The following is a 23,169-nucleotide window of genomic DNA, read 5'->3' as shown; positions in this document are numbered from 1 at the left end:
GTCTCAGAGCGGAGGCTTCCAGCCCCAGGCGGTGATCATCCCGGGGGCGAGACCGGCGGCCTCCGGCGACGACAGCTCGCGCAGGGCCTGGTCGATCTGCGCGTCGTCCACCCGTCCCGTCGCCAGCATGGCCGCCCGCGACCGCTCCCAGGTGTCGGCCCAGAAGCGGCTGACCGGGCTGCCGGGGACCAGCGGGGGGACGTGGATCTCGGCGGCCACGGAGTGCAGGCCCTCCTCCAGCAGGAGCCGGGGGTAGTCCGGCACCCAGGAGACGTCCGTGCCGATGGTCTCCCGCAGCCCCTGCCACATCGCCCGCATCACGGCGGTGTACGGGGAGGCGGGGGCATCGGCGGTGGTCAGGTCGACGGCGTCGCTGAGCACCAGCACGCCCCCGGGGACGAGCAGCGAGCCGAGCACGGAGATCAGGCGACGCCAGGGCCGCAGATGCATCAGCACGAAACGGGCGTGCACGAGGTGGAAGCGGCCCGGGTCGAAGCCCGGCGCCGTGATGTCGGCGGTCTGCGCCACCAGTCCCGGGGTGGGGTCGCCGGCGAGGAACCGGGTGTCACGGTCCACCGCGAGGACCGAGGTGACCTGCGCCGACTCCAGCAGCCACCGCGCGAGGGTGCCGGTCCCCGCGCCCACGTCCAGGCAGTGCCAGCCGGGGCCGACGCCCAGCGCCGTCAGCCGCGCGGCGCTCACCTCGTCAAAGGCGAGCGCTCCCAGATCGATGCGCTCGGCCTCGCCGCTCTCCCCCGGACGGAACGCCGCTTCGCCGTAGCGCCCGGAATCCGTACGCCGCACATTTCCCAGTATGCGCGGCGCCGGGCCGGCCCCAGGAGACGTGCCGACGGCCGTGCGAAGATGCCGCCGCCTTCGTCGCGGGGCAAACCCGCCGACCGCGGGCACCGCGGACACCTGACCGGCCCCCGTGCGTACCGTCGCCGTCAGGCGGTGGGGCGCACGGGGGCCGAAGCGGGAGGTGCGAAGTCCGGCGCGGGGTGTGCCGGTGGTGCGGCCTTCGGGCCGGTGGACGATCCGCTCGTTACGACAGCGCCAGCCAGGCCGCGCCCGCGATGACGAGGACGGCGACGATCACGCCGAGGATGACGCCCACGCGGGGGCCCGCGGACTGCTGCGGGGCCGGGGCACGGCGGCCGCCGGCCTGGGGGGTGCCGCCCTCGTCCACGAAGGCCCGGAACATCTGCGTGCTGCCCGCCGGATCGTAGTTGCCGTCGGCCGGGTTCTGCGGGTTGGTCGCCATGGGGAAGGACCCTAGCGAACCGGGCTTGCGGGGGCACCCCTGGGGCGCGTACGAAACGACCGCCGAGCGCCGTCTCACCGCGGGGCGAAGGTGAGCAGGTCACCGGGCTGGCAGTGCAGTTCGCGGCAGATCGCGCTGAGTGTGCTGAAGCGGATCGCTTTGGCCCGGTCGTTCTTCAAGATGGAGAGGTTGGCGACGGTCACCCCGACCCGTGCGGCCAGTTCGGCCAGGGTCATACCGCGTTCGTCCAGCAGCCGGGCCAGGTGGCATGCGATCTGGTGCGCCTCCTCCGGTGGCATCAGACCAGCCCTTCGGTGTCGGCGCGCAGGCGGGTGCCGCCGCGGAACGCTCCGGCCGCGGCGGCGACGAGCACCGCCAGGAACACCGGCTCGACCGCATAGTCCTTCGCGGGCGAGACCGCCTCCGCCATCGCTTCTCCGCGGACCAGGAGGTTCGTGGTCATCATGTCCAGCAACGGTACGAGAGTGCCCATCAGGACGAGGGCGACGGCGACGACGGTGAGCCGCCGGGTGTTCTCGGGCACGAAGAAGTCGCCGGCCTGGAACGTGCGGGCCATCCGCAGCAGCACCATCAGGATCACGAGGGCCAGCAGGCCGCCGGCGAGCTCCGGAAGGGCGAGCAGCACGCGCTGACCGAGGCCGGGGGCGTGGACGACCAGCTCGGCGCGGTCGGTGCCGCGCAGCGTGAGGGGTCCGGACGCGGTGGCGCCGGACAGCCGCGCGGCGGCGTCGACACGTACCTCGCGGGAGGCCGTGGGCGGCAGCGGGCCGGTCACCCCCAGGATCGGGAGGAGGACCTGGAAGAGCCCCACCAGCAGCAGGGCCAGTCCGAGGACCAGCTCCAGCGCGTGGTCCATTGCGCGTGTCCACCAGGACGTGTCGTTCATGTTCCTGCTCCCCCTCCGGGACCATATCGTTTTTCGATGTTATCGATAATCGATACGGCCCCGTCAAGCGGGTAACGGGGACCCATCGGCGCCGACCGGGCCCCCTGTCAGGCACCCCTCGTGAGGTGCGCCACAAGATGGCCGAAAACCGCGGGCCGGGCGCCCCCCGATCGACCTGCGGCTTTATGGGCGCCATGGGTAGCCGTTGACCAATGCCGGGTCCAGACTTTTCGCCCCTTTTAAGCGCGGGGCCGTCGAATCGTTTGCCTTCAGCAACCAACATTGCGTACAGTCGCATGGTTGCCTCAAGCAACAAAGATGGCGAGATGTTCGAGGGACGCGTGGAGGAGCCGATGGCCGCTCAGAGTCAGTACGAGGAGCTGGCCAGGCAACTCAGCGCCATCGGCGCCGTGAAGCGCGAGATGGGGCGGATGCTGCCCCAGGACTGCCCGCCCGCCTCGGCCGGTGTGCTCACCCTCCTCGACCGGCACGGCGAGATGCGGATGAGCCAGCTCGCCGAGCTGCTCGCCATCGACATGTCGGTGACCAGCCGGCATGTCGCGCACGTCTGCGAGCGCGGCTGGGTCGAGCGCAAGCCCGACCCGGCGGACAAGCGGTCGCGGCTGCTGCGCCTGACCCCGAGCGGGCGGGACCTCCTGGAGGAGCTCGCCGAGCGCTACACGGCGGCACTCGCACGGTACTTGGGCGACTGGACCGACGCCGACGTCGGGCACCTCATCGAACTGCTCGGCAGGCTCCGCACGAGCTTCGGCGACTGCCGCACCCGGGCGCATCACGACTTCACCACCCGTACACCCGCAGGATGAAAAGGAACCACATGGCTACGACCACACCGGCAGGTGTGCGGGGCGGCCACGCCAAGCACGGAGGGGGCGGACACAGCACCTCCAGCGGGGCGCCCATGACGCACCGTCAGATAATGGAGGCGCTGTCCGGGCTGCTGCTCGGCATGTTCGTCGCCATTCTTTCGTCGACGATCGTTTCGAACGCGCTGCCCGAGATCATTCACGATCTGGACGGCGGACAGAGCGCCTACACCTGGGTGGTCACCGCCGCGCTGCTGGCGATGACGGCGAGCACGCCCCTGTGGGGCAAGCTCTCCGACCTGTTCAGCAAGAAGCTGCTGGTGCAGTTCGCGCTGGTGATCTATGTCGCGGGCTCGGTCGTCGCCGGCCTGTCGCAGAACACCGGCATGCTGATCGCCTGCCGCGTGGTGCAGGGCATCGGCGTGGGCGGTCTGTCGGCGCTGGCCCAGATCGTGATGGCCGCGATGATCTCGCCGCGCGAGCGCGGCCGTTACAGCGGCTACCTCGGCGCGGTCTTCGCCGTCGCCACCGTCGGCGGCCCGCTGCTCGGCGGCGTCATCACCGACACCAGCTGGCTCGGCTGGCGCTGGTGCTTCTACGTCGGCGTGCCGTTCGCGGTCATCGCGCTGATCGTGCTGCAGAAGACCCTGAAGCTGCCCGTCGTCAAGCGCGAGGGCGTCAAGGTCGACTGGGCGGGCGCCTTCTTCATCAGCGCGGCGGTCTCGCTGCTGCTGGTGTGGGTGACGCTGGCCGGCGACAAGTACGACTGGATGTCGTGGCAGACCGCGGCGATGGTCGGCGGCTCGGTCGTGCTCGGCGCGATCTTCGTCTTCATCGAGTCCAAGGCCAAGGAGCCGATCATCCCGTTGCGGCTGTTCCGCAACAAGACGATCACCCTGGCATCGCTGGCCTCGCTGTTCGTCGGTATCGCGATGTTCGCCGGCACCGTCTTCTTCAGCCAGTACTTCCAGCTGGCGCGCGGCAAGTCGCCGACGATGTCGGGCGTGATGACCATCCCGATGATCGGCGGGCTGTTCATCTCCTCGACCGTCTCGGGCCAGGTCATCACCAAGACCGGCAAGTGGAAGGCATGGCTGGTCAGTGGCGGTGTACTGGTGACCGCGGGCCTGGGTCTGCTGGGCACCATCCGCTACGACACCGAGTACTGGCACATCGCGATCTTCATGGCGCTGATGGGTCTCGGTATCGGCATGATGATGCAGAACCTGGTCCTCGCCACGCAGAACCAGGTCGCTCCCGAGGACCTCGGCTCCGCCTCGTCCGTCGTGACCTTCTTCCGCTCCCTCGGTGGTGCGGTGGGCGTCTCGGCCCTCGGTGCGGTGCTCGCCAACCGCGTCACCCACTACGTCAAGGACGGTCTGGCCGAGCTCGGGCCCAAGGCCGCCAAGGCCGCCGCGCACGGCGCCGGCAACAGCGGCGGCGGCATCCCTGACCTGGACGCCCTCCCGGCGCCGCTGCGCACCGTGATGGAGAGCGCCTACGGGCACGGCGTCGCCGATGTCTTCCTGTACGCGGCGCCCTGCGCGCTGCTCGCCTTCCTCCTCACCCTGTTCATCAAGGAGGTCGCGTTGAAGACCCGGGGCGGACTGTCCCAGAGCGCCGAGGACGAGGCCGCCGCGGCCACCGCGTCGGACGCCGGCGTCCCTGCTCAGGCCGCCGCACCGGCACCGGCCGCGGACCGCGAGCCCGTGCTGGTGGGCGCCCCGCTCGCCTCGGACGACGACGCCCACACGCCGTCCTGGGCGCAGCCCGCCGCCGCGCCGGCCACCCAGCCCCTGCAGGCCCTCGCCTCCGCCGGCGGCGCGGGCGCCGCCCCGGACGGCCCGTCCGTCCACGGCTTCGTCCGCAACGCGGAGGGCAGCCCCGTGCCGCGTTCCGCGGTGACGCTGATCTCGCTCAGCGGGCGCCAGTTGGCCCGCGCGGTCGCCCAGGCCAACGGCTCGTACGCGCTCAGCGCCCCCGGCGCCGGCTCGTATGTGCTGATCGCCGCGGCCGACGGGCACCAGCCGCAGGCGTCCACGGTCGTCGTCGGCGATCAGCCCTACGGCTACGACATCCTGCTCAGCGGCACCAGCGGCCTCGCCGGCCAGGTCCGCGGCGCGGTCGACGGCGAGGGCATCGACGGTGCGATGGTCGTCGTCACCGACGTCCGCGGCGAGGTGCTGGCCACCGGAAAGACCGGCGCCGAGGGCTACTTCGCCTTCGACGAGCTGGCGCCGGGGACCTTCACCGTCGCCGTGAACGCCGCCGGCTACCGGCCGTCCGCGCTGCCGGTCGAGGTCGGCGGGCAGGGCACCACCCGTATCGAGGTGGAGCTGCTGTCCGGGGCGCGGGTGCAGGGCGTCGTGCGCGCCGGTGCCGACCGCCGGCCGCTGCCCGACGCGCGGGTGACGCTGGTGGACGCGGCGGGCAACGTCGTGGCCACCTCGACGACCGGGGAGGACGGCGCGTACGCCTTCACCGACCTGGACGCCGGCGACTACACGGTCATCGCGAGCGGCTACCCGCCGGTCGCCAACGGCCTGTCGGTCGACGCACGCGGGGTCGACGGCTACGACGTCGAGCTCGCGCACCCCGGGGACTGACCCGGAAGGAGTCCCGGGGGATCCCCTCCGGGGCGGCAAGACCCCGGTCCGGGGCGCGCGTTGAGCGGAGACGCGCCCCGGACCGGCCACCAGGGCTCCGGCGGCGGCGCTGCGCACAGGCAGGGGACGGCCTGCAGGCCGCCGTCCGGAGCCCGACACTCGGCCCCCATGAGCAGGGGAGACCCGGACCAGGCGACAAACGGGAGAGGCAATGCATTCGACGGGCGCGGGAGCTGCGGGCGTAAGGGCGCAGGTCCGCACACGGGACGGCTGGGCGGTCCAGCACGCCGTACTGACCGTCACCGACATGACGGGCGCGCAGGTGCTGCGCGCGACGGCGGACGAGCAAGGCGCCATCCGCAGCGGGCAGCCGCTGCCCGCCGGCCCGTACACGGTCATCGTGACGGCCGTCGGCTACGCACCGGTCGCCTCCAGCGCGATCGTGACGGCGAGCGGCCGGATGGACGTGGGCGGCGTCGTACTGGCCCGGCAGGGCGGGGCCGAGCTGCCGCCGCCCGGACCGTGGACCATCGACCCGATGCACTCGACGGTGGCCGCGGTCGCCCAGCACCTGGGGATCTCCAGCGTGCACGGCCGGTTCACCGAGTTCAGCGGCCGGATCGAGATCGCCGAGGACCTGGCGCAGTCGCGGGTCGAGGCCGCCATCAGGGCCTCCTCGATCGACACCGGCAACGGAATGCGCGACGGCCATCTGCGCTCCGCGGACTTCCTCGACATCGAGGAGTACCCGGAGATCACCTACCGCAGCTCGGGCCTGCGACCGGCCGGCCCGGACCGCTGGACGGTCCACGGCGAGCTGGGGCTGCACGGCGTCGTACGGCCGGTGGACCTCGAACTGAGCTACCTCGGCACCGGCCCCGACCCGTGGGGCGGGGTGCGCGCCGCCTTCCGCGCCACCGCCGAGCTGCGCCGCGAGGACTTCAAGATGAACTACAACCAGGTCGTGGCGGCCGGCATCGCGGCGATCGGGACGACGCTGAAGGTGGAGCTGGACATCCAGGCGGTGCAGGGGGAGACGCTGCCGATGGCGTGAGGGCGCGGCGGGTGGGCCGGCCCGCCCGTCGTCGCTGTCCGAGCGCGCCCCGTCAGCGGCGCCGGCGGGCGTTGAGCCGGGCGGCCTGGCGGGTGAGGTAGTCGCGTTCGGCGAGGTTGGGTGCCTTCCGGGCCGCCTCGGCGTACAGCCGGGCCGCCGTCGCCGGGTCGCCGTCGCGCTCGTGGAGGTACGCCGCCACGGCGGCGCGGCGGGGCAGTGCGGCGTCGAGTGCTGCGAGGGCGGCCAGGCCCGCGCGCGGTCCGTCGGCCTCGCCGACGGCGACCGCGCGGTTGAGCCGGACGACCGGGCTGTCGGTCAGGCGCAGGAGTTCGTCGTACCACTCGACGATCTGCACCCAGTCGGTCTCCTCGGCGGTGGGCGCGTCCGCGTGGAGCGCCGCGATGGCGGCCTGGGCCTGGAACTCGCCCAGCCGGTCGCGGGCGAGGGCCGCCTGGAGGATCTCCACGCCCTCGGCGATCGAGGCGGTGTCCCACCGGCCGCGGTCCTGCTCGGCGAGCGGTACGAGGCTGCCGTCGGGCGCGGTCCGGGAGGCGCGCCGGGCGTGGTGGAGCAGCATGAGGGCGAGCAGCCCCGCCACCTCGGGGTGGTCGATGGCGGCCGCGAGCTGCCGGGTGAGCCGGATGGCCTCGGCGGCGAGGTCGAGGTCGCCGGAGTAGCCCTCGTTGAAGACCAGGTAGAGCACGCGCAGCACGGTGGCGACGTCGCCGGGCTGCTCGAAGCTTCCCCAAGCTCTCGGCTTCGCGCGAGCAGGGGATACCCCAACGTCGGAGACGGTGCGCTTGGCCCGGCTGATGCGCTGCGCCATGGTCGCCTCGGGCACCAGGTAGGCCCGGGCGATCTGGCGGGTGGTCAGCCCGCCGACGGCGCGCAGCGTGAGCGCGACCGCGGACGACGGGGTCAGCGACGGGTGGGCGCACAGGAAGTAGAGCCGGAGGGTGTCGTCCGCGTCCGGTGCGGGGCCGGGCGGGGGTTCGTCGTGGAGGCGGTCCTCGCGGCGGCGGCGGGCCGCGTCCGCCCGGGTCGCGTCGAGGAACCTGCGCCAGGCCACGGTGACCAGCCAGCCCTTCGCGTCCCGCGGAGGGTCGGCCGGCCAGACGCGGACCGCCTCGATGAGCGCGTCCTGTACGGCGTCCTCGGCCGCCGCGAAGTCGGCTCCGCGGCGGACGAGGACGGCGAGCACGCTCGGCGTGAGGCTCCTGATCAGGGCCTCGTCCATCTGCGTCACTTGAAGGTGCACTCCGTGATGCTGGGCTTGGCGGCCAGGAAGGGGCGCACTTCGAGCCACTCGTGGATCGGCTTCCCGCCCGCCCCGGGGGCGGCCGACAGCTCCCCGGCCAGCTCGACGGCGCGCTCGTAGCTGTCGACGTCGATCACCATCCAGCCGGCGATGAGGTCCTTGGTCTCGGCGAACGGGCCGTCGGTGACCGGCGGGCGCCCCTCGCCGTCGTACCGGACCCACGTCCCCTCGGGGGCGAGCGCCTGCCCGTCGACGAACTCGCCGGTCTTCTCCAGCCTGGCCGCGAAGTCCTGCATGTACTGCACATGCGCCGTGATCTCCTCGGGCGCCCACTGGTCCATGGGGACGTCGTTGACCGGAGCCGGAGCGCCGCGGTAGTGCTTCAGCAGCAAGTACTTGGCCATGGTGTCTCTCCTCGGTGCTGGTGCGATCCATTGTGGTCGCGTTCACCTCGGGGACGGAGCCGGTCACGGGTTCTCGACATCGCCGTCGGAAGTTTTTGAATCTCGTGTGGGGGCCTCCTACCTGGGGCCGGGCCCGGGGGCGTCGCCCCGGTTCCGCAGCGCCTCGATCCCCGCGATCTGCAGATCCAGCGCGAAGGCGAAGTCCCGGTCGCGCATCTCCCGCACGGTGGTCCCGCCGCGGGCCTGCATGACCTTGGTGGAGTTCTCCATCGTCTCCGCGAACTCCGGACGGCCCTGGACCGCGGACATCACCTGCTGGAAGTACTCGTCGACGGGCATCCCCGCCTCCGCGCAGCGGGCGTCGAAGAGCCCCTCGATGGTGGCGAAGCCGTAGACGAACTGGAAGACGGCCGACAGCCCGCCGGTGATCTGCTCCAGGGACAGCCCGCTCTCCTTCATCACCCGCATGGTGGCGTTGGAGAAGGCGATGGAGTGCGGGCCGATGTTGATGTACATGCCCAGCAGCCGGACCACCCAGGGGTGGCCGGTCAGCAGGGCGCGGTATTCGCCGGCCAGTGCGCGCAGGTGGTCGCGCCAGTCCCGGTCCGCGGCGTCCTCGTCCGGCATCCGCATCTCGCCCATGACGTGGTCCAGGGCGAGTTCCAGCAGGTCGTCCTTGGTGTCGACGTACCAGTAGACGGACATCGCGGTGACGCCCAGCTCGGCGGCGAGCCGGCGCATGGAGAACTTCGCCAGGCCCTCGGTGTCCAGCAGCCGGACCGTGGCCGCGACGATCTTGTCGCGGTCGAGTCCGGCCGGCTGGTCCGCCTTCCGTTTGAGCGGGGGCCGTTCGGTCAGCCAGACGCTGTTCGGCCGCTTTCCGGCGCGGCCGTTCGTCGCTGCCATGGCGCCCCTCCTTGTTCCTGAGCGTCACCGTTCACGATCGCTTACACCGTCGATGCTATTCGGCCGCTGCGGCGACCGGTCCCGGGCCGGTGGCCGTCCCCGGCGCCGTCGGCTGCTGGGCGGTGCGCTCCGCCCGGCGCAGCAGTACGGCCGCGAGCAGTCCGCCGAGGAGGACCGCGGCCGCGCCGACCAGCTGGCTGGTGCCGATGCCGGTGGCGAACGCGTCCTGGACGGCGAAGCGTTCGGCGTCGGTACGGGCCCGGTCGAGGGCGGCGGGCAGTGAGCCGGCGCCCGCGGCGACCAGCGGGAGCAGCGCCACGAAGCGGGAGTTGAGGACCGCGCCGAGGACGGCGACGCCCAGGCCCTGGCCGAACTCCATCAGCGTGCCGTTGACGCCGGCGCCCACTCCGGCCTTCGCCGGCGGGATGGCGGACATGATGGCGTTGGCCATCGTCGGCATGGCGAGCGCGACGCCGACGCCCATCACGATCAGGCCGGTCAGCATGCCGCCGTAGCTGTGGCCGCCGAGCAGGGCGATCGCGGCGAGGCCGGCCGCGAGCAGGGACATGCCGGAGACGATCATTCCGGGGGTGCCGAACCTGGGCAGCAGGCGGGCGCTGAGGCCGGTGAAGTTGATCAGGATGACGGTGACGGCGAGCGGCGCCATCCGCAGTCCCGCGTCCAACGGACCGTAACCGAGCACCAGTTGGAGGTGCTGAGTGAGCAGGAACATCGAGCCGCCCATACCGAAGGCGACGAGGATGCCGCCGGAGACCGCACCGATGAAGCGCCGGTTCCGGAAGAAGTGCATGTCCAGCATGGGGTGCGGGGTATGCAGCTCCCACCCCGCGAAGAGGGCGAGCGCGGCGATGCCGAGGGCGGCGGAGATCACCACCTGCCCGGACAGCCACCCGTCGACCGGTCCGGAGATGATCGCGAAGACCACCCCGACCATGCCGATCGTGGACAGCAGGGCGCCCAGCAGATCCATGGGGGTCCCCCCTGCTCGAACGCCGTCGAGGGCGTGCGGGAGGTCGCCGGCCCGGCTCTTGGACTCGGGGACGAGGGTGACGACGGCCACCACCGCCATGACCGCGACGGGGAGGTTGACCAGGAACAGCGAGCCCCACCAGAAGTGGTCCAGGAGCGCACCGCCGATCAGCGGCCCGGCGGCGAAGCCCAGGGAGTTGACCGAGCTCCAGATGCCGATGGCCCGGGGGCGCTCCGCGTCGTCGAAGATCTGCATGACGACGGCGAGGGTGGTGGTCACCAGCAGTGCGCCGCCGACGCCCATGCCGGCGCGGGCGGCGATCAGCTGGCCGGGTGACTGGGCGAGCGCGGCACCGAGCGAGGCGACGCCGAAGAGCACCAGGCCGACGGCGAGCATCTTCTTGCGGCCGTAGCGGTCGGCGGAGTTGCCCGCGGTGAGCAGCAGACCGGACTGGACCAGCGAATAGGCGTTGATCATCCACTGGACGTCGGCGGTGGTCGCGCCCAGGTCCTCGGTGAGGGAGGGGATGGCGACGTTCAGGACGGTGTTGTCGAGGATCACCGTGAGCTGCGCGATGCAGATCACGGCCAGGATCAGCCAGCGGGCGGCGTGCCGGCCCGTCGGCTGAAGGGTGGTGGCTTCCGAGGCCACAGAGGTCATACAGGCTCCCTGTACGGTGCGAGCGGATGCTTTACACCGTACAGGGAGAGCTATACGCCGTACAATTGAATTACTGCGGCATGCCCCGAGGGGCGGTGCGGCATGCCCCGACGGGCGGTGGCATACCGCGAGGGGCGGTGGCATACCGCGACGGGCGCTTGGGGAGGGCTTTGCCAGGGGGCCCATCGACCCCCTAGGGGAAGACCCGGAGCGAGGGGAAGGCCGCGAGTCTCATCGGCTCGCTGGGCCTTCCGGGGCCGCTCTAGACCTTCCGGGTCAGGTCGTAGAAGGTGGCGCTGCCGACGGTGACCTTCTTGAAGGTCTTCTCCACCCAGGAGCTGATCTTCGACGAGCCGCCCTGGCCGCCTCCGGGGCCGCCGAAGCCGCCCCGTCCGCCACCGATGAAGTAGTGGATCTTCCCGTCCGCCACATACCTCTTGAACTGGGCGAGGGTCGGCGACGGGTCGCTCCCGTTGAAACCGCCGATCGCCATCACCGGCTTCTGAGTGGCGAGTTGGTAGCTCGCGGCATTCTGGGAGCCGATGGCCGCGGCGGCCCAGGTGTAGTCGTCCGCGTCCTTCTCCAGCAGGGCCTTCGCCTTGGCGCCGACCTTGCTGCCGTTGAGCAGGCCGCCCATACCGCCCATCCGGCCGGCGCCGCGCTCACCCATTCCGCCGATCCGGTCGGGGACGGCCTGCCCGCCCTGGTTACGGCCCGGGGGGAACGCCTGGCCTGCCGGGCTGCCGTTGCCGTTGGGGTTCGGGTTGCCGTTGGGGTTCGGGTTGCCGTTGGGGTTCCGGTTGGCGTTGGCGTTGGCCTTGTTGCCGGTGTTGTTTCCGGTGTTGTTGCCGGGCCATATGCCCTGGCCGGGGCCGCGGCCGCCGGGGAAGCCTCCGCCTCCAGGTCCGCCCATACCGCCCCGCACCGAAGGCCCTGCCGTGATGATCGAACCGCCCTTGGGTGTGTTGACCGTGTCGAGCGTGTACGCCAGCGGTCCGGCCAGCGCCGCCACCAGCCCGGCCCCGGCCGCGAGCACGGCGACCCCGCGGCCTGTCCGCACCCCGCGGCCCGTCCGCACCCCGCGGCCCGTCCGCACCCCGCGGCCCGTCCGCACCCGCGCCTCACCCCGTACCGCTGGTCCCGTCCGCCGCAGGGGCACCAGCAAGCCCAGCGCCCCCACCGCCCCCAGCGCCGCCACCGTCCAGCGCAACCACGGCAGCCAGTCCGGTGAACGGTCCAGCAGCACGCACGACCAGACGGCGGTCACCGCGACCGTCGCGGCCAGCACGACCGACGCCAGCCGCCCGCCGCGCCGCCACAGCAGCGTCGTGCCCATCCCGACCAGCGCCGCGATATACGGGGCCAGCGCGATGTTGTAGTACTGGTGGAAGATCCCGGACATGAAGCTGAAGGTCGTGAACGTCATCAGCAGCGCCCCGCCCCAGACCAGGAACTCCGCCCGCTGACCGGCCTGTTCGGCTTGCTGGGCCTGTTGGGCCTGCTCGGCCTGTTGGGCCGGTTGGGCCTGTTCGGCTCGTTCGGGCTGCGCAGCGGGGTTCGCCCGCCGGGCTCGCCACAGCACGCACACCGCCACGACCAGCAGGATCAGCGCGGCGGGCAGCAGCCAGGCGATCTGCCCGCCCATGTCGGCCGAGAAGAGCCGGGTGATACCGGTCTCCCCCCATCCGCCGCCTCCGCCGGCCCCGCCGGGACGAGCACCGCCCCCGCCGACGCTGCCGGTCTCGTCGCCGGTGATCCGCCCGAGGCCGTTGTAGCCGAAGGTCAGCTCCAGGAAGCTGTTGTGCTGCGAGCCGCCGATGTACGGGCGCGAGGCCGCCGGCCACAGCTCGACGATCGCCACCCACCAGCCGCCCGACACCACGATCGCCAGCCCGGCGAGCAGCAGCTGCCCGAGCCGCCGGCGCAGCGCGACCGGCGCACAGCAGGCATGGACCACGGCGAGCGGCGGCAGGATCAGCCACGCCTGCAGCGTCTTGGTGAGAAACCCGAGCCCGAAGCAGACCCCGGCCAGCACCAGCCACTTCGTACGGCCGTCCTCCAGGGCGCGCAGCACGGCGGCAATCGCGCAGACCATCAGCAGACACAGCAGCGCGTCCGGGTTGTTGAAGCGGAACATCAGCGCCGCGACCGGCGTCACCGCCAGCACCCCGCCCGCGAGCAGCCCGGCGCCCGCGCCGAACCTCCGTCGTACGGCCGCGTACAGCACGCCGACCGTCGCCACGCCCATCAGCGCCTCGGGCACCAGGACCGCCCAGGAACTGAGCCCGAAGAGCCGTACGGACAGCGCCATCGGCCACAGCGCGGCGGGCGGCTTGTCGACGGTGATGGAGTTCGCCGCGTCGGAGGAGCCGAAGAAGAATGCCTTCCAGCTCTCGCTGCCGGCCTGTACGGCGGCCGAGTAGAACTGGTTGGCGTACTCGGACGCGGACAGGCTCCACAGGTAGAGCACCGCCGTGACCAGCAACAACGCCAGCAGCGCGGGCCTCGCCCAGCGTGGATCCGTGGGGTGGCCGCGCAGGATCCGCGCGGGCGCGGACGGCGTGGGGGACGGGTGCGGGGTCATCGGGTGCTCCTGGGGATGCCGTTCAGGTCGTGCCGGTCGTGCAAGTCGTGCCGGTCGTGCCGATCGCGTGGGCCGTACGACTCGTGCCCCTCACCCGAGCCGTGCCGCTCCTCCCGGCGCTCACGCTCCGGAAAGACCCAGGCGCGGAAGAGCAGGAACCGCAGCACCGTCGCCGCGAGGTTGGCCGCGATCAGCACCGCGAGTTCGGTGCCGTGCGAGGCATTGCCGCTGGCGGCGTCGAGGGCGGCGAGAGAGCCGCTGGTCAGCGCGAGCCCGATGGCGAAGACCACCAGCCCCTGGGCCTGATGGCGGATCGCCCGGTCCCGCCCCCGTACGCCGAAGGTCAGCCGACGGTTGGCGGCGGTGTTGCCGAGCGCCGACACCAACAGCGCGGCCGCGTTGGCCAGTTGGGGCCCCAGCCCGAGCCGGAAGAGGGAGTACAGGGCGAGATAGCACAGCGTGCTGAGCCCGCCGACGACGCAGAAGCCGACCAGCTGGCGCGCCAGCCCGCCCGGCACCCCGGACAGTTCGCGGTCCCGCGGGTCGTCCCCGAACGGCCGGGCCAGCCGGTCCAGCGGCAGCGCGCCGGTCGCCAGGGCCCGCCCCACCCGCCATACGCCCTTGAGGTCATCCGTGGCCGTCCGCACGATGTGCACGGTGCTGTTCGGGTCGTCGACCCAGTCCACCGGCACCTCGTGGATCCGCAGCCCGGCCCGTTCCGCCAGCACCAGCATCTCGGTGTCGAAGAACCACCCGGTGTCCTCGACCATCGGCAGCAGCCGTTCCGCCACGTCTCCCCGTATGGCCTTGAACCCGCACTGCGCGTCGGAGAAGCGCGCGGCGAGCGAGCCGCGCAGGATGAGGTTGTACGTACGGGAGATGAACTCCCGCTTCGGCCCGCGAACGACGCGTGAGCTGCGGCTGAGCCGGGAGCCGATCGCCAGGTCCGAATGCCCCGAGATCAGCGGTGCGACCAGCGGCAACAGCGCGTTGAGGTCGGTGGACAGATCGACGTCCATATAGGCCAGCACCGGCGCCTCGGAGAGCGACCACACGGTGCGCAGCGCCCTGCCGCGCCCCTTCTGCTCCAGCCGTACCGCCGTGACCTCGTCGATCGCGTCGTCGAGCCGGGCGGCGACGTCCGGCGTACGGTCGGTGCTCGCGTTGTCGGCGATGGTGATCCGGAACCCGTAGGGGAAGGTCCGGGCAAGGTGCTCGTGCAGGCGCCGGACACACGGTTCAAGGTCACTCTCCTCGTTGTGGACGGGAATGACCACATCGAGCACGGTCGCGATCCGCCCGAGTGGCAGATGCTGACGTGGCGGCAGGGAGCCCAGTGGAGTGCGGGGCGGCTGAGTCGTCGTCATGGCAACGACACTCGTCAACCGCCCTGTCATGGCCGTGTGCTGAGCCTGTGCCGGTGCTGTGAGTCCGCGGTGGCGCCGGGCGGATCACCTGCGGAGGGCCGCCTCAGGGATGATCGGACGCGCTCACACCGCGGCGACGATCGGGCGGCCGCCGGAGTGCGCCACCGGGAGCGTCACCGTGAACACCGTCCGGCCCGGCACGCTCGCGACCTCGACCGTGCCGCCGTGCGCGGCCACCACGGCCTGCACGATGGCCAGCCCCAGGCCGGTGCTTCCGGCGGCCCGTGACCGCGAGGCATCACCGCGCGCAAACCGCTCGAAGACATGCGGGAGCAGCTCGGCCGGGATGCCGGGCCCGTCGTCCTGCACCTCCAACTGCACGACGCCGCCTCGAACGCCTCCGCCACCGCCCTTGGAGGCACCGCCGTCGACGCCTCCGTACGCGCCTGCCGGCCCCGCAGCGCGCACCCGCGCCGTGACCGTCGTCCCCTCCGGGGTGTGCGTACGGGCGTTGGCCAGCAGGTTCACCAGAATCTGGTGCAGCCGGCCGCCATCGCCGCAGACCAACGCCGGCTCTTCCGGCAGCTCCAACCGCCACCGGTGGCCGGGCCCGGCCACCCGCGCATCGCTAACCGCATCCACCACCAGCGGCGAGAGATCGGTGCTCTCGTACGAGAGCGGGCGCCCGGAATCGAGCCGGGCGAGCAGCAGCAGGTCCTCCACCAGCCCGGTCATCCGCTCCGCCTCCGACTCGATCCGCCGCAGGGCGTGCCGGGTCGCCGGCCCGGGCCGCTCGTTCCCGCGCCGGGTCAGCTCGGCATAGCCCCGGATCGACGCCAGCGGCGTACGCAGCTCATGGCTGGCGTCGGCGACGAACCGCCGGACGCGCATCTCGCTCTCCTGGCGGGCCGAGAGCGCCGAGCCGACGTGCCCCAGCAGCCGGTTCAGCGCCGCACCGACCTGCCCCACCTCCGTACGCCCGTCCGCCTCGGACTCCGGCACCCGGACGTGCAGCACCACCTCACCCTGGTGGAGCGGGAGTTCGGAGACGCGGGTGGCGGTGGCGGCGACCCGGCGCAGCGGCCGCAGTGCGAAGCCGACCATGGAGGAGCCGGCGATACCGGCCGCGATCAGCCCGGCGACCGTCACGCACTCCTCGATGACCACGAGCCGGCCGACCGTGTCCTGGACATGCCCGAGCGGCAGCCCGAGCAGCAGCGAGCCGTCGCCGGTGGACCGCACGCGATAGTCGCCGAGCCCGGGGATCTCGGCGGTGTGCACCTCACCGTCCCGCGGCACCGCGCTCAACGCCCTGACCTGGGCCCGGGTCAGTCCCGCCAGCCTCTCGCGCGGATCCCGGCTCGTCGAATCGCCCAGCCTCGCCCCGGGGTCGACCCTGCCGTCGGGTCCGATCAGCGCTCCCACGGTCCCCAGCGGCTGGCCCCCCATCGCCACGAAGTCGAGCGGTCCGCCGCCCGGAGGAGCATGCGACCGAAGCCCCTGCGCCCGCCCGACGGACTCGCCCAGCTGCTTGTCCAAGTTCCCCTGCAGATAGGAGTGCAGCGCGATCGTCGTCACCACTCCGATGACGGCCCCGACGACGGCGATCAGCGCCACGGCCGACACCACGAGCCGCGCCCGAAGCGACCAACGGCGGCGAAGACCGAACTTGGCGCTCCACACGCCGGACTCGCTCCCTCGAAGACCGGACTTGTCCCTCCGAAAACCGGACGTGTCGCTCCCCACACCGGACTCGCCGCTCCGAAGACCGGACGTGCCGCTCACCACCCGCCTTACCCAGCCGGCTTGATCAGATAGCCCGCACCCCGCCGGGTGTGGATCATCGGCTCCCGCCCCGCGTCGATCTTCCGCCGCAGATACGAGATGTACAGCTCCACGACGTTCGCCTGGCCGCCGAAGTCATAGCTCCAGACCCGGTCGAGGATCTGCGTCTTGCTCAGCACCCGCCGCGGATTGCGCATCAGATAGCGCAGCAACTCGAACTCGGTGGCCGTCAGATGGATCTCCCGGCCGTCCCGCCACACCTCATGGCTGTCCTCGTCGAGCACCAGATCGCCCACGGTCAGCTGCGAGGTGCTGCGTGCTGCGGCCGCCCCGGCCCGCCGCAGCAGCCCCCGCAGCCGCGCCACCACCTCTTCCAGGCTGAACGGCTTGGTGACGTAGTCGTCGCCCCCCGCCGTGAGCCCGGCGATCCGGTCCTCGACCGCGTCCTTGGCGGTCAGGAACAGCACCGGTACGTCCGGGAGTTCACGCCGCAGCCGACCGAGCACCGTCAGCCCGTCCATGTCGGGCAGCATGACGTCGAGCAGCACCGCGTCCGGCCGCCAGCTGCGGGCGCTGCGCAGGGCACCCGCGCCGTCCCCCTCCGAGCGGATGTCCCAGCCCTCGTAGCGCAGCGCGAGCGACAGCAGATCGGCGAGCGAGGACTCGTCGTCCACGACCAGCACCCGTACGGGGCTGCCGTCGGCCCGCAACAGCTCCGGCTGCTTGCCGGGCGCGCCCCTGGAGGACGAGGCCGCGGCCGGCGCACGAAGGGAGGCTGAGGACGACGAAGTCACGGTCATGCCGCAGAGCCTGACCCACCCCCGTGAGAGCTTCCTTTCCCCTTTCTGTGAATCTCCTGAGAAACCACTTCGGCCGTCTCCCGAGAACCCCGTCCACGCATCTCCCGAGCAGCCACCTCCCCCGTGCTTCTCCGCCGCGCCCCGGGCCGCCTTTCCCCCGCGCTCTTGTCCCCCGTGGCTCTGTCCCCGTTCCTCTTCGCAGCCCCCGTTATCGCAGTCCCCCGTACCCCCTTCGCAGCCCCCCGTTCCCCGTCCCTCCGCCCCTTTTGCCTCGGTCCCCTTCCTCCCCGTCCCCTGCCGCAACGGACCTGGGCCGCCCCCCGCGCGGTCCAGGTCGATCACCACTTCCCCAGCATCGCATCCACCACTGACAATCCCCCTGACCAGCAGTTTTCCCTCTTCCGCAGCCCCACCCCGGCCGCGCTCCGCCCCACCCCGTACCGTCGCCCCCATGAGACTCCTCGCCCTCTCCGGCAGCCTGCGAGCCCGCTCGTCCAACGGGGCGGTACTGCGCTCCGCCCTCGGCTTCTGGGACGGGCCGGCCACCACCGCGGACATCGGCGCGCTGCCGCACTTCAACCCTGATCTGGACGGCGAGGACGCCACGCCCCCCGCCCCTGTGGCCGCCCTGCGCAAGGCCGTTGAGGCCGCCGATGCGCTGCTCCTCGTCAGCCCCGAGTACGCGCACGGGGTCCCGGGCGTCCTCAAGAACGCGCTCGACTGGCTGGTCAGCAGCGGCGAGTGCGTCCACAAGCCGGTGGCGGTGCTCACCGCCTCCCCGTTCCCCACCGGCGGCGACCACGCCAACGCCCAGCTCCGCGAGACCCTGCGCATGATGACCGGTGACGTCGTCACAGCCGCCTGCCGCGAAATCCCCGCCATCGGCCCGAAGATCGACGCCGTCACCGAACGGGTCACGGACGAGCCCACCCTCGCCGACCTGGCGACGGCCATGTCTCACCTCGCCGCGGCCGTCACCGCCCCGTCCACCCCTGACCCGGCCTGAGGCACCAGGGCAGCCGGCCTGAGGTCCCGGGGTGATCCGCGCTCAAGCCCCGGGTGGTCCAGCCTCAAGCGCCGGTCTGCCCGCCCGCCGCCCCCTCACACCCCGAACAGCCGCGCCGCATTCCCGTAACAGACCCCCCGCAGCCACTCCTCCCCCATCTCCAACCGGGTCAGCGCCTCCAGCGCATGGGCATACCCGTAGGGGATGTTGGGGAAGTCGCTGCCGAACAGCACCCGGTCGCCGAGGTCCGCGAGCCGGCCGCGTTCCGCCCGCGGAAACGGTGCGTCCCGCTCGGAGAAGTCCGTGAAGGCCATCGTCGTATCGAGGTGCACACCCGGATAGCGCTGCGCGAGGTCCAGGAAGTCGGCGTACTCCGGCATCCCCATATGCGCGACGATCAGCCGCAGCCGAGGGTGGCGGGCCAGCAACCGCGCGATCGGCTCGGGCCCGGTGTGCTTACCCGGCACGGGACCCGACCCGCAGTGGACGACCACCGGCACACCCGCCTCCGCCACCGCGCCCCACACCGGGTCGAGCAGCGCATCGGCCGGGTCGTACGCCCCCACCTGCACATGCGCCTTGAAGACCCGTACCCCGTCGGCCAGTTCGGTCCGGACATACGCCGCGGCCGCCTCCTCCGGGAAGAACGTCGCGGTCCGCAGGCAGTCGGGTGTACGGGCCGCGAAGTCGGCGGCCCATCCGTTGAGCCACTGCGCCATCCCCGGCTTGTGGGGATAGATCATCGACGTGAACGCCCGTACGCCGAAGCCCCGCAGCACCTCCAGCCGCTCGTCCTCCTCGAAGCGGTACTCGATCGGCCATCTGCGGCCCACCAGCGGCCCGGCGGCGTCGAAGTACGCCCAGACCTTCGCCATCACCCGCGCGGGCATGAAGTGGGTATGCACATCGATCAGCCCCGGCAGCCCCAACCCCCGCCAGAACGCACCGACCCGCTCATCACCGTCCGCCACTGCGGCCCCCTCCCGACGCTCCCTGCCCTCCAGCAGGCCACCCGCCCATTTCCCGGCCTACCAGCCCTATCAGGCCAGCCACCATGCCTACCAGTGCCACTCGGCCCACTAACGCCATTGCGGCCCACTAACGCCACTGCGGCCCGCCAGCCCCACTAGTTCGACCAGTCCCCAACAGGGCCCAACCCCCACCTGGCCCGGCCCGGCCCGGCCGTACCTGACCTGGCTGTACCTGACCTGATCTGACCTGGCCCGCCACCCTCCCGCGGATCAGAACAAGCCCTCCTGCTCCCCCTCCCGCTCCCTCGTCCGGAGCGCCGCCGCCCGAACCGGAACGGTCGTCACCCGCCCCGAGGCGGCCCCCAGCACCCACCCCGACAACCCCCTGGCATCCAGCACCGCAACCACCCCACGCCCCTCTCCGCCGGCCACTCCACCGACCACCCCAGCCGCCCCTCCCCCGAAATCCCCGACCTCCCCTGCCCTCCCGGCCTCGCCGACCTCCCCGGCCAGCCGCACATACACATCCGAGCCCACCCCGGCCAGCACCTCCCCCACGATCTCCGCGCCCGCCGTCATTCCGCCCAGCTCCGCCACCTCATGCGGAATACGGTCGAGCCCGAACAGCTCCGAATGGTCCGTACAGGCGAACGCCACCGGCTCCAGCGCTTCCGGCCAGCCCGCCAGTTCTCGTGCTCTGTCGTGCAGTTGGGCCAGCTCGGCGGCCCGCTCCGACACGGGCGGCAGCTCCCCGCGTGCCGCCCGCTTCGCCGCCTTCGCGAACCGGTCGGGCACCGCCAGCGCGCTCCCCAGCAGCGCCTCCGCCCGCCGCGCCGCCATCAGGGGCCCGCGCCCCAGCCAGGCGTACGCGATCGCGCCCTGCTCCACCAGGCGCGCCGAGCCGCGCTCGGCCGCCGTGATCCCCACCTTGAGCAGACCGGGTCCGAAGTACGCGAGATAGACGCCGTACGGGCGCGGATCGTCGGCCATCGTGTCGGCGGCCACCGACCGCGAGCGGTCCAGCTGCGCACAGCGCGCGCACTGGTCCTTGGCGCTCGCACCGTCGAGCACCGCCGCATACGGGCAGACGATCCAGCCCCCGGCCCGCCGCACCCCCAGGCAGCGCCGCTCACCCTGCGCCGCGAACGCCAGCCGTTTGCCCGCGGGGAGCATGCTGACCCGCTCCTCGCCCCGCTCGGCGCAGTACCAGCCGAGCCGCTGCCCGAACGGCCCCTCCGGCCCCGGCACCGACCCCGTACCTCTACCCGACCCGCCGCCTGACCAGCGAGGTCCCGTACACCGCCACACATCGCCAGCGTACGACCGCCCACTGACAACGCCCCGCCACCGCACCACACCCCGCCCGCCCAGCCCCGGGCCTCCCCCGCACCGCCCCGGGGCCCCCACCTCACGCCACCATCCCACCCCCACCGCCACCGGCCCCAGCTCCAGTCCCAGTCCCAGCCCCCCGGAACGTGCTCCGATACGCCCGCGGCGACACCCCCAACGCCGACTGGAGATGCGCACGCAGCGAGGCCGCCGTCCCGAAGCCCGCCTCCGCCGCGATCCGGTCCACCGTCAGCTCCGTCTCCTCCAGCAACTGCCGTGCCCGCTCGATCCGTTGCTGGGTCAGCCACTGCAGCGGCGAGACCCCGACCTCCTCCCGGAAGCGCCGGGTGAAGGTCCGTACGCTCATCGCCTCCCGAGCCGCCAGCTCCCGCAGGCTCAGCGGCCGGTCCAGGTGCTCCAGCGCCCAGGCCCGCGCCGCCCCCGTGGAGGACACCTGCGGCTCCGGCATCGGCCGCCGGATGTACTGCGCCTGGCCGCCCTCCCGGTGAGGCGGCACGACCGTCCGCCGGGCGACATCGTTGGCCACCGCCGCCCCATGGTCACACCGGACCATGTGCAGACACAGATCGATCCCCGAGGCGACCCCGGCCGCCGTCAGCACATCCCCCTCGTCCGTGTACAGCACCTCCGCATCCAGCTCGACGGCCGGGAACAGCCGGCGGAAGTCGTCCACCGACCGCCAGTGCGTGGTCGCTCGCCGCCCGTCCAGCAATCCGGCCGCGGCCAGCACGAACGCCCCCGTGCAGATCGACGCGACCCGGGTCCCGGGCCGGATCCGCCGCAGCGCGTCTGCCAGCTCCGCACCCAGCCGTCCGGCACACTGCTCCTCCCCCGGGCCGTAGTCCGCGTTGGCCGCCGGTACGACCACGGTGTCGGCCTCCGCCAGCGCCTCCGGACCGTGCGCGACGTTCACCGTGAAGTCGGTGTCCGTACGCACCGCACCGGGCCGCAGCGTGCAGGTCACCAGCTCGTACAGCGGCTCCCCGGTGGCCGACCGGGCCTCCCCGAAGATCCGGTGCACGATCCCCACCTCGATCGGCAACATCCCGTCCCGCACCAGCACGGCCACCCGATGCCGCCGCCCCTCGCCACTCACACGTCTCACACCACTCACACCCATCACGCACCTCTCCCACCCCACACCCATGACCCGACCCCATGGCCTGCCTCCACGGCCCGATCCCATAGCCCGATCCCATGGCCCGACCTCATGGCCCGATCCTTGCACTCTATGACCATCCGGCCACTCGTGCGCCCTCCCGCTCACCCCGGACAGTGGACGCCATGAAGGTCCTCTGGCTGTTCGCGCACCCCGACCAGCGCTCCCTGAGCGGCGCCCTCAAAACGGAGGGCCTGCGCACCCTCGAATCCCACGGCCACCAGTACCGCGTCTCCGACCTGTACGCCATGAAGTGGAACCCGGTGGTCGACGCCCCCGACTACGACCACGACCCGACCGACCGCCTCCTGGTCGGCGAGGTCTCCGAACGCGCCTACACCCACGGCCACTTGAGTGCCGACATCGCCGCCGAACAGCAGAAGCTCACCTGGGCGGACACCCTGATCATCCAGTTCCCCCTCTGGTGGTACGGAATGCCGGCCATCCTCAAGGGCTGGTTCGACCGCGTCTTCGTCAAGGGCTTCGCCTTCGGCCTCACCGACCCCGCCACCGGCCGCCCCCGCCGCTACGGCGACGGCCGACTCACCGGCAAGCGCGCCATGGTCATCACCACCGCCGGCGCCCGCGCCGCGACCCTCGGCCCCCGAGGAGTCAACGGCGACCTCAACGACCTCCTCTTCCCCCTCCAGCACGGCACCCTCTGGTACACCGGGATCTCCGTCGTCCCGCCCCTCCTGATCCCGAGTGCGGACCGCGCCACCCCCACCGCCTACGGGACCGCCACCGCCCGCCTACGGGAGCGCCTGCACACCCTCCCCACCACCGAGCCGCTCCCCTTCCGGCACCAGAACACCGGCGACTACGACGACGACCTCCTCCTGCACCCCCACCTGGCCCCGCCCCCCACCGGCCCGGCCGCCCACTACACCGCCCCGCCACCCCCGACCCACGACTGAACGCAAAAAAGGCCGTAGGCCCAGCGGAAGAATTCCACTGGGCCTACGGCGTCAGTAGCGGGGACAGGATTTGAACCTGCGACCTCTGGGTTATGAGCCCAGCGAGCTACCGAGCTGCTCCACCCCGCGTCGGTAACCTGAACACTACGCGACTCCCGCCCCAACGCCTAATCGTTTCTCCCACCCCACCACCCACAGACCCCGACCACCCCCACCCGCACCGTCCACCCACGTCCGCGCGACGGCCGACGAGCCCCACGCGGTCCGTTGCCACGGAAGCGGCCCCGCTCATCGTTGGACGCGTCGCCGCTCTCCAACGCCGTCGCGTTGTCCGGGCGGGACGCCTGGGCGGC

Annotated in this window: 20 protein-coding genes and 1 tRNA gene; 5 read left to right on the top strand and 16 right to left on the bottom strand. The window is 72.2% G+C overall.

The window, feature by feature from the left end; all coding sequences use genetic code 11:
• Positions 1-3: 3 nt before the first annotated feature.
• The 4 genes from ACZ4NB_RS04125 to ACZ4NB_RS04110 form a co-directional block, all read right to left on the bottom strand.
• Positions 4-804 (bottom strand): class I SAM-dependent methyltransferase, encoded by an 801-nt coding sequence (locus tag ACZ4NB_RS04125; protein ID WP_467658139.1) that lies wholly within the window; start codon positions 802-804, stop codon positions 4-6.
• Between the two features lie 241 nt (positions 805-1,045).
• Positions 1,046-1,264, bottom strand: coding sequence for a hypothetical protein (locus ACZ4NB_RS04120; RefSeq protein WP_467658138.1), 219 nt, complete (start codon positions 1,262-1,264; stop codon positions 1,046-1,048).
• Between the two features lie 74 nt (positions 1,265-1,338).
• Positions 1,339-1,563: a helix-turn-helix domain-containing protein gene (locus ACZ4NB_RS04115; protein WP_467658137.1), complete on the bottom strand. Its 225-nt coding sequence runs from the start codon at positions 1,561-1,563 to the stop codon at positions 1,339-1,341.
• A complete protein-coding gene (locus ACZ4NB_RS04110) occupies positions 1,563-2,171 on the bottom strand; it encodes a DUF2975 domain-containing protein (RefSeq protein WP_467658136.1) in 609 nt (202 codons plus the stop codon). The genes ACZ4NB_RS04115 and ACZ4NB_RS04110 overlap by 1 nt, the downstream gene beginning before the upstream one ends.
• A gap of 353 nt (positions 2,172-2,524) precedes the next feature.
• Between ACZ4NB_RS04110 and ACZ4NB_RS04105 the strand changes: the two genes are divergently transcribed.
• The 3 genes from ACZ4NB_RS04105 (at position 2,525) to ACZ4NB_RS04095 (ending at position 6,658) form a co-directional block, all read left to right on the top strand.
• Positions 2,525-2,998 carry a MarR family winged helix-turn-helix transcriptional regulator gene (locus tag ACZ4NB_RS04105; protein WP_467658134.1) on the top strand — a complete coding sequence of 158 codons (474 nt, stop codon included), beginning with the start codon at positions 2,525-2,527 and terminating at the stop codon, positions 2,996-2,998.
• 95 nt (positions 2,999-3,093) lie between these two features.
• Positions 3,094-5,604: an MFS transporter gene (locus ACZ4NB_RS04100; protein WP_467658229.1), complete on the top strand. Its 2,511-nt coding sequence runs from the start codon at positions 3,094-3,096 to the stop codon at positions 5,602-5,604.
• Positions 5,605-5,815: 211 nt separating this feature from the next.
• Positions 5,816-6,658 carry a YceI family protein gene (locus ACZ4NB_RS04095; protein WP_467658133.1) on the top strand — a complete coding sequence of 281 codons (843 nt, stop codon included), beginning with the start codon at positions 5,816-5,818 and terminating at the stop codon, positions 6,656-6,658.
• Positions 6,659-6,710: 52 nt separating this feature from the next.
• Here the strand turns inward: ACZ4NB_RS04095 and ACZ4NB_RS04090 are convergent, their stop codons facing one another.
• From ACZ4NB_RS04090 to ACZ4NB_RS04055, 8 genes are all read right to left on the bottom strand, one after another.
• The gene (locus ACZ4NB_RS04090) at positions 6,711-7,895 is read right to left on the bottom strand and encodes an RNA polymerase sigma factor (protein WP_467658228.1); all 1,185 of its coding nucleotides are present in this window, start codon (positions 7,893-7,895) and stop codon (positions 6,711-6,713) included.
• Positions 7,896-7,900: 5 nt separating this feature from the next.
• The gene (locus ACZ4NB_RS04085; RefSeq protein WP_467658132.1) at positions 7,901-8,320 is read right to left on the bottom strand and encodes a YciI family protein; all 420 of its coding nucleotides are present in this window, start codon (positions 8,318-8,320) and stop codon (positions 7,901-7,903) included.
• Between the two features lie 117 nt (positions 8,321-8,437).
• Positions 8,438-9,226, bottom strand: a complete 789-nt coding sequence (locus tag ACZ4NB_RS04080) for a TetR/AcrR family transcriptional regulator (protein ID WP_467658131.1) — start codon at positions 9,224-9,226, stop codon at positions 8,438-8,440.
• 55 nt (positions 9,227-9,281) lie between these two features.
• The gene (locus tag ACZ4NB_RS04075; protein ID WP_467658129.1) at positions 9,282-10,877 is read right to left on the bottom strand and encodes an MFS transporter; all 1,596 of its coding nucleotides are present in this window, start codon (positions 10,875-10,877) and stop codon (positions 9,282-9,284) included.
• Between the two features lie 262 nt (positions 10,878-11,139).
• Positions 11,140-13,461, bottom strand: coding sequence for an ArnT family glycosyltransferase (locus ACZ4NB_RS04070; protein WP_467658128.1), 2,322 nt, complete (start codon positions 13,459-13,461; stop codon positions 11,140-11,142).
• On the bottom strand, positions 13,458-14,828 hold the full coding sequence (locus ACZ4NB_RS04065; RefSeq protein WP_467658127.1) for a bifunctional glycosyltransferase family 2/GtrA family protein: 1,371 nt from the start codon (positions 14,826-14,828) through the stop codon (positions 13,458-13,460). The genes ACZ4NB_RS04070 and ACZ4NB_RS04065 overlap by 4 nt, the downstream gene beginning before the upstream one ends.
• Positions 14,829-14,951: 123 nt before the next feature.
• Entirely contained in the window at positions 14,952-16,511 is a 1,560-nt protein-coding gene (locus ACZ4NB_RS04060) for a sensor histidine kinase (RefSeq protein ID WP_467658126.1), read from the bottom strand.
• A gap of 110 nt (positions 16,512-16,621) precedes the next feature.
• Entirely contained in the window at positions 16,622-17,323 is a 702-nt protein-coding gene (locus ACZ4NB_RS04055; RefSeq protein WP_467658227.1) for a response regulator transcription factor, read from the bottom strand.
• 541 nt (positions 17,324-17,864) lie between these two features.
• Here ACZ4NB_RS04055 and ACZ4NB_RS04050 point away from each other — a divergent pair.
• Positions 17,865-18,419 carry an NADPH-dependent FMN reductase gene (locus ACZ4NB_RS04050; protein ID WP_467658124.1) on the top strand — a complete coding sequence of 185 codons (555 nt, stop codon included), beginning with the start codon at positions 17,865-17,867 and terminating at the stop codon, positions 18,417-18,419.
• Between the two features lie 95 nt (positions 18,420-18,514).
• On the opposite strand, the gene ACZ4NB_RS04045 is transcribed toward ACZ4NB_RS04050, so the two are convergent.
• From ACZ4NB_RS04045 to ACZ4NB_RS04035, 3 genes are all read right to left on the bottom strand, one after another.
• Entirely contained in the window at positions 18,515-19,390 is an 876-nt protein-coding gene (locus ACZ4NB_RS04045) for an amidohydrolase family protein (RefSeq protein WP_467658123.1), read from the bottom strand.
• Between the two features lie 270 nt (positions 19,391-19,660).
• Positions 19,661-20,563, bottom strand: coding sequence for a DUF2797 domain-containing protein (locus ACZ4NB_RS04040; protein WP_467658226.1), 903 nt, complete (start codon positions 20,561-20,563; stop codon positions 19,661-19,663).
• A 235-nt stretch (positions 20,564-20,798) separates the two neighbouring features.
• Positions 20,799-21,860 (bottom strand): GlxA family transcriptional regulator, encoded by a 1,062-nt coding sequence (locus ACZ4NB_RS04035; protein ID WP_467658122.1) that lies wholly within the window; start codon positions 21,858-21,860, stop codon positions 20,799-20,801.
• Positions 21,861-22,024: 164 nt separating this feature from the next.
• Between ACZ4NB_RS04035 and ACZ4NB_RS04030 the strand changes: the two genes are divergently transcribed.
• Entirely contained in the window at positions 22,025-22,816 is a 792-nt protein-coding gene (locus tag ACZ4NB_RS04030; RefSeq protein ID WP_467658121.1) for an NAD(P)H-dependent oxidoreductase, read from the top strand.
• 55 nt (positions 22,817-22,871) lie between these two features.
• Here the strand turns inward: ACZ4NB_RS04030 and ACZ4NB_RS04025 are convergent.
• Positions 22,872-22,945, bottom strand: a tRNA-Met gene (locus ACZ4NB_RS04025).
• Positions 22,946-23,169: the final 224 nt, after the last annotated feature.

The sequence above is a fragment of the Streptomyces sp. NPDC026575 genome, assembly GCF_055567415.1.
The sequence above is the reverse complement of the archived record's forward strand: the minus strand, read 5'-3'. Positions and strand labels throughout refer to the sequence as shown.

What these genes read in the sequence shown, in the direction of transcription:
- ACZ4NB_RS04110 (WP_467658136.1), bottom strand. Translation starts at nt 2,171, where the DNA reads ATGAACGACACGTCCTGGTGGACACGCGCAATGGACCACGCGCTGGAG.
- ACZ4NB_RS04090 (WP_467658228.1), bottom strand. Translation starts at nt 7,895, where the DNA reads ATGGACGAGGCCCTGATCAGGAGCCTCACGCCGAGCGTGCTCGCCGTC.
- ACZ4NB_RS04120 (WP_467658138.1), bottom strand. Translation starts at nt 1,264, where the DNA reads ATGGCGACCAACCCGCAGAACCCGGCCGACGGCAACTACGATCCGGCG.
- ACZ4NB_RS04065 (WP_467658127.1), bottom strand. Translation starts at nt 14,828, where the DNA reads ATGACGACGACTCAGCCGCCCCGCACTCCACTGGGCTCCCTGCCGCCA.
- ACZ4NB_RS04105 (WP_467658134.1), top strand. Translation starts at nt 2,525, where the DNA reads ATGGCCGCTCAGAGTCAGTACGAGGAGCTGGCCAGGCAACTCAGCGCC.
- ACZ4NB_RS04115 (WP_467658137.1), bottom strand. Translation starts at nt 1,563, where the DNA reads ATGCCACCGGAGGAGGCGCACCAGATCGCATGCCACCTGGCCCGGCTG.
- ACZ4NB_RS04080 (WP_467658131.1), bottom strand. Translation starts at nt 9,226, where the DNA reads ATGGCAGCGACGAACGGCCGCGCCGGAAAGCGGCCGAACAGCGTCTGG.
- ACZ4NB_RS04100 (WP_467658229.1), top strand. Translation starts at nt 3,094, where the DNA reads ATGACGCACCGTCAGATAATGGAGGCGCTGTCCGGGCTGCTGCTCGGC.
- ACZ4NB_RS04030 (WP_467658121.1), top strand. Translation starts at nt 22,025, where the DNA reads ATGAAGGTCCTCTGGCTGTTCGCGCACCCCGACCAGCGCTCCCTGAGC.
- ACZ4NB_RS04070 (WP_467658128.1), bottom strand. Translation starts at nt 13,461, where the DNA reads ATGACCCCGCACCCGTCCCCCACGCCGTCCGCGCCCGCGCGGATCCTG.
- ACZ4NB_RS04050 (WP_467658124.1), top strand. Translation starts at nt 17,865, where the DNA reads ATGAGACTCCTCGCCCTCTCCGGCAGCCTGCGAGCCCGCTCGTCCAAC.
- ACZ4NB_RS04075 (WP_467658129.1), bottom strand. Translation starts at nt 10,877, where the DNA reads ATGACCTCTGTGGCCTCGGAAGCCACCACCCTTCAGCCGACGGGCCGG.
- ACZ4NB_RS04095 (WP_467658133.1), top strand. Translation starts at nt 5,816, where the DNA reads ATGCATTCGACGGGCGCGGGAGCTGCGGGCGTAAGGGCGCAGGTCCGC.
- ACZ4NB_RS04035 (WP_467658122.1), bottom strand. Translation starts at nt 21,860, where the DNA reads ATGGGTGTGAGTGGTGTGAGACGTGTGAGTGGCGAGGGGCGGCGGCAT.
- ACZ4NB_RS04085 (WP_467658132.1), bottom strand. Translation starts at nt 8,320, where the DNA reads ATGGCCAAGTACTTGCTGCTGAAGCACTACCGCGGCGCTCCGGCTCCG.
- ACZ4NB_RS04040 (WP_467658226.1), bottom strand. Translation starts at nt 20,563, where the DNA reads ATGCTCCCCGCGGGCAAACGGCTGGCGTTCGCGGCGCAGGGTGAGCGG.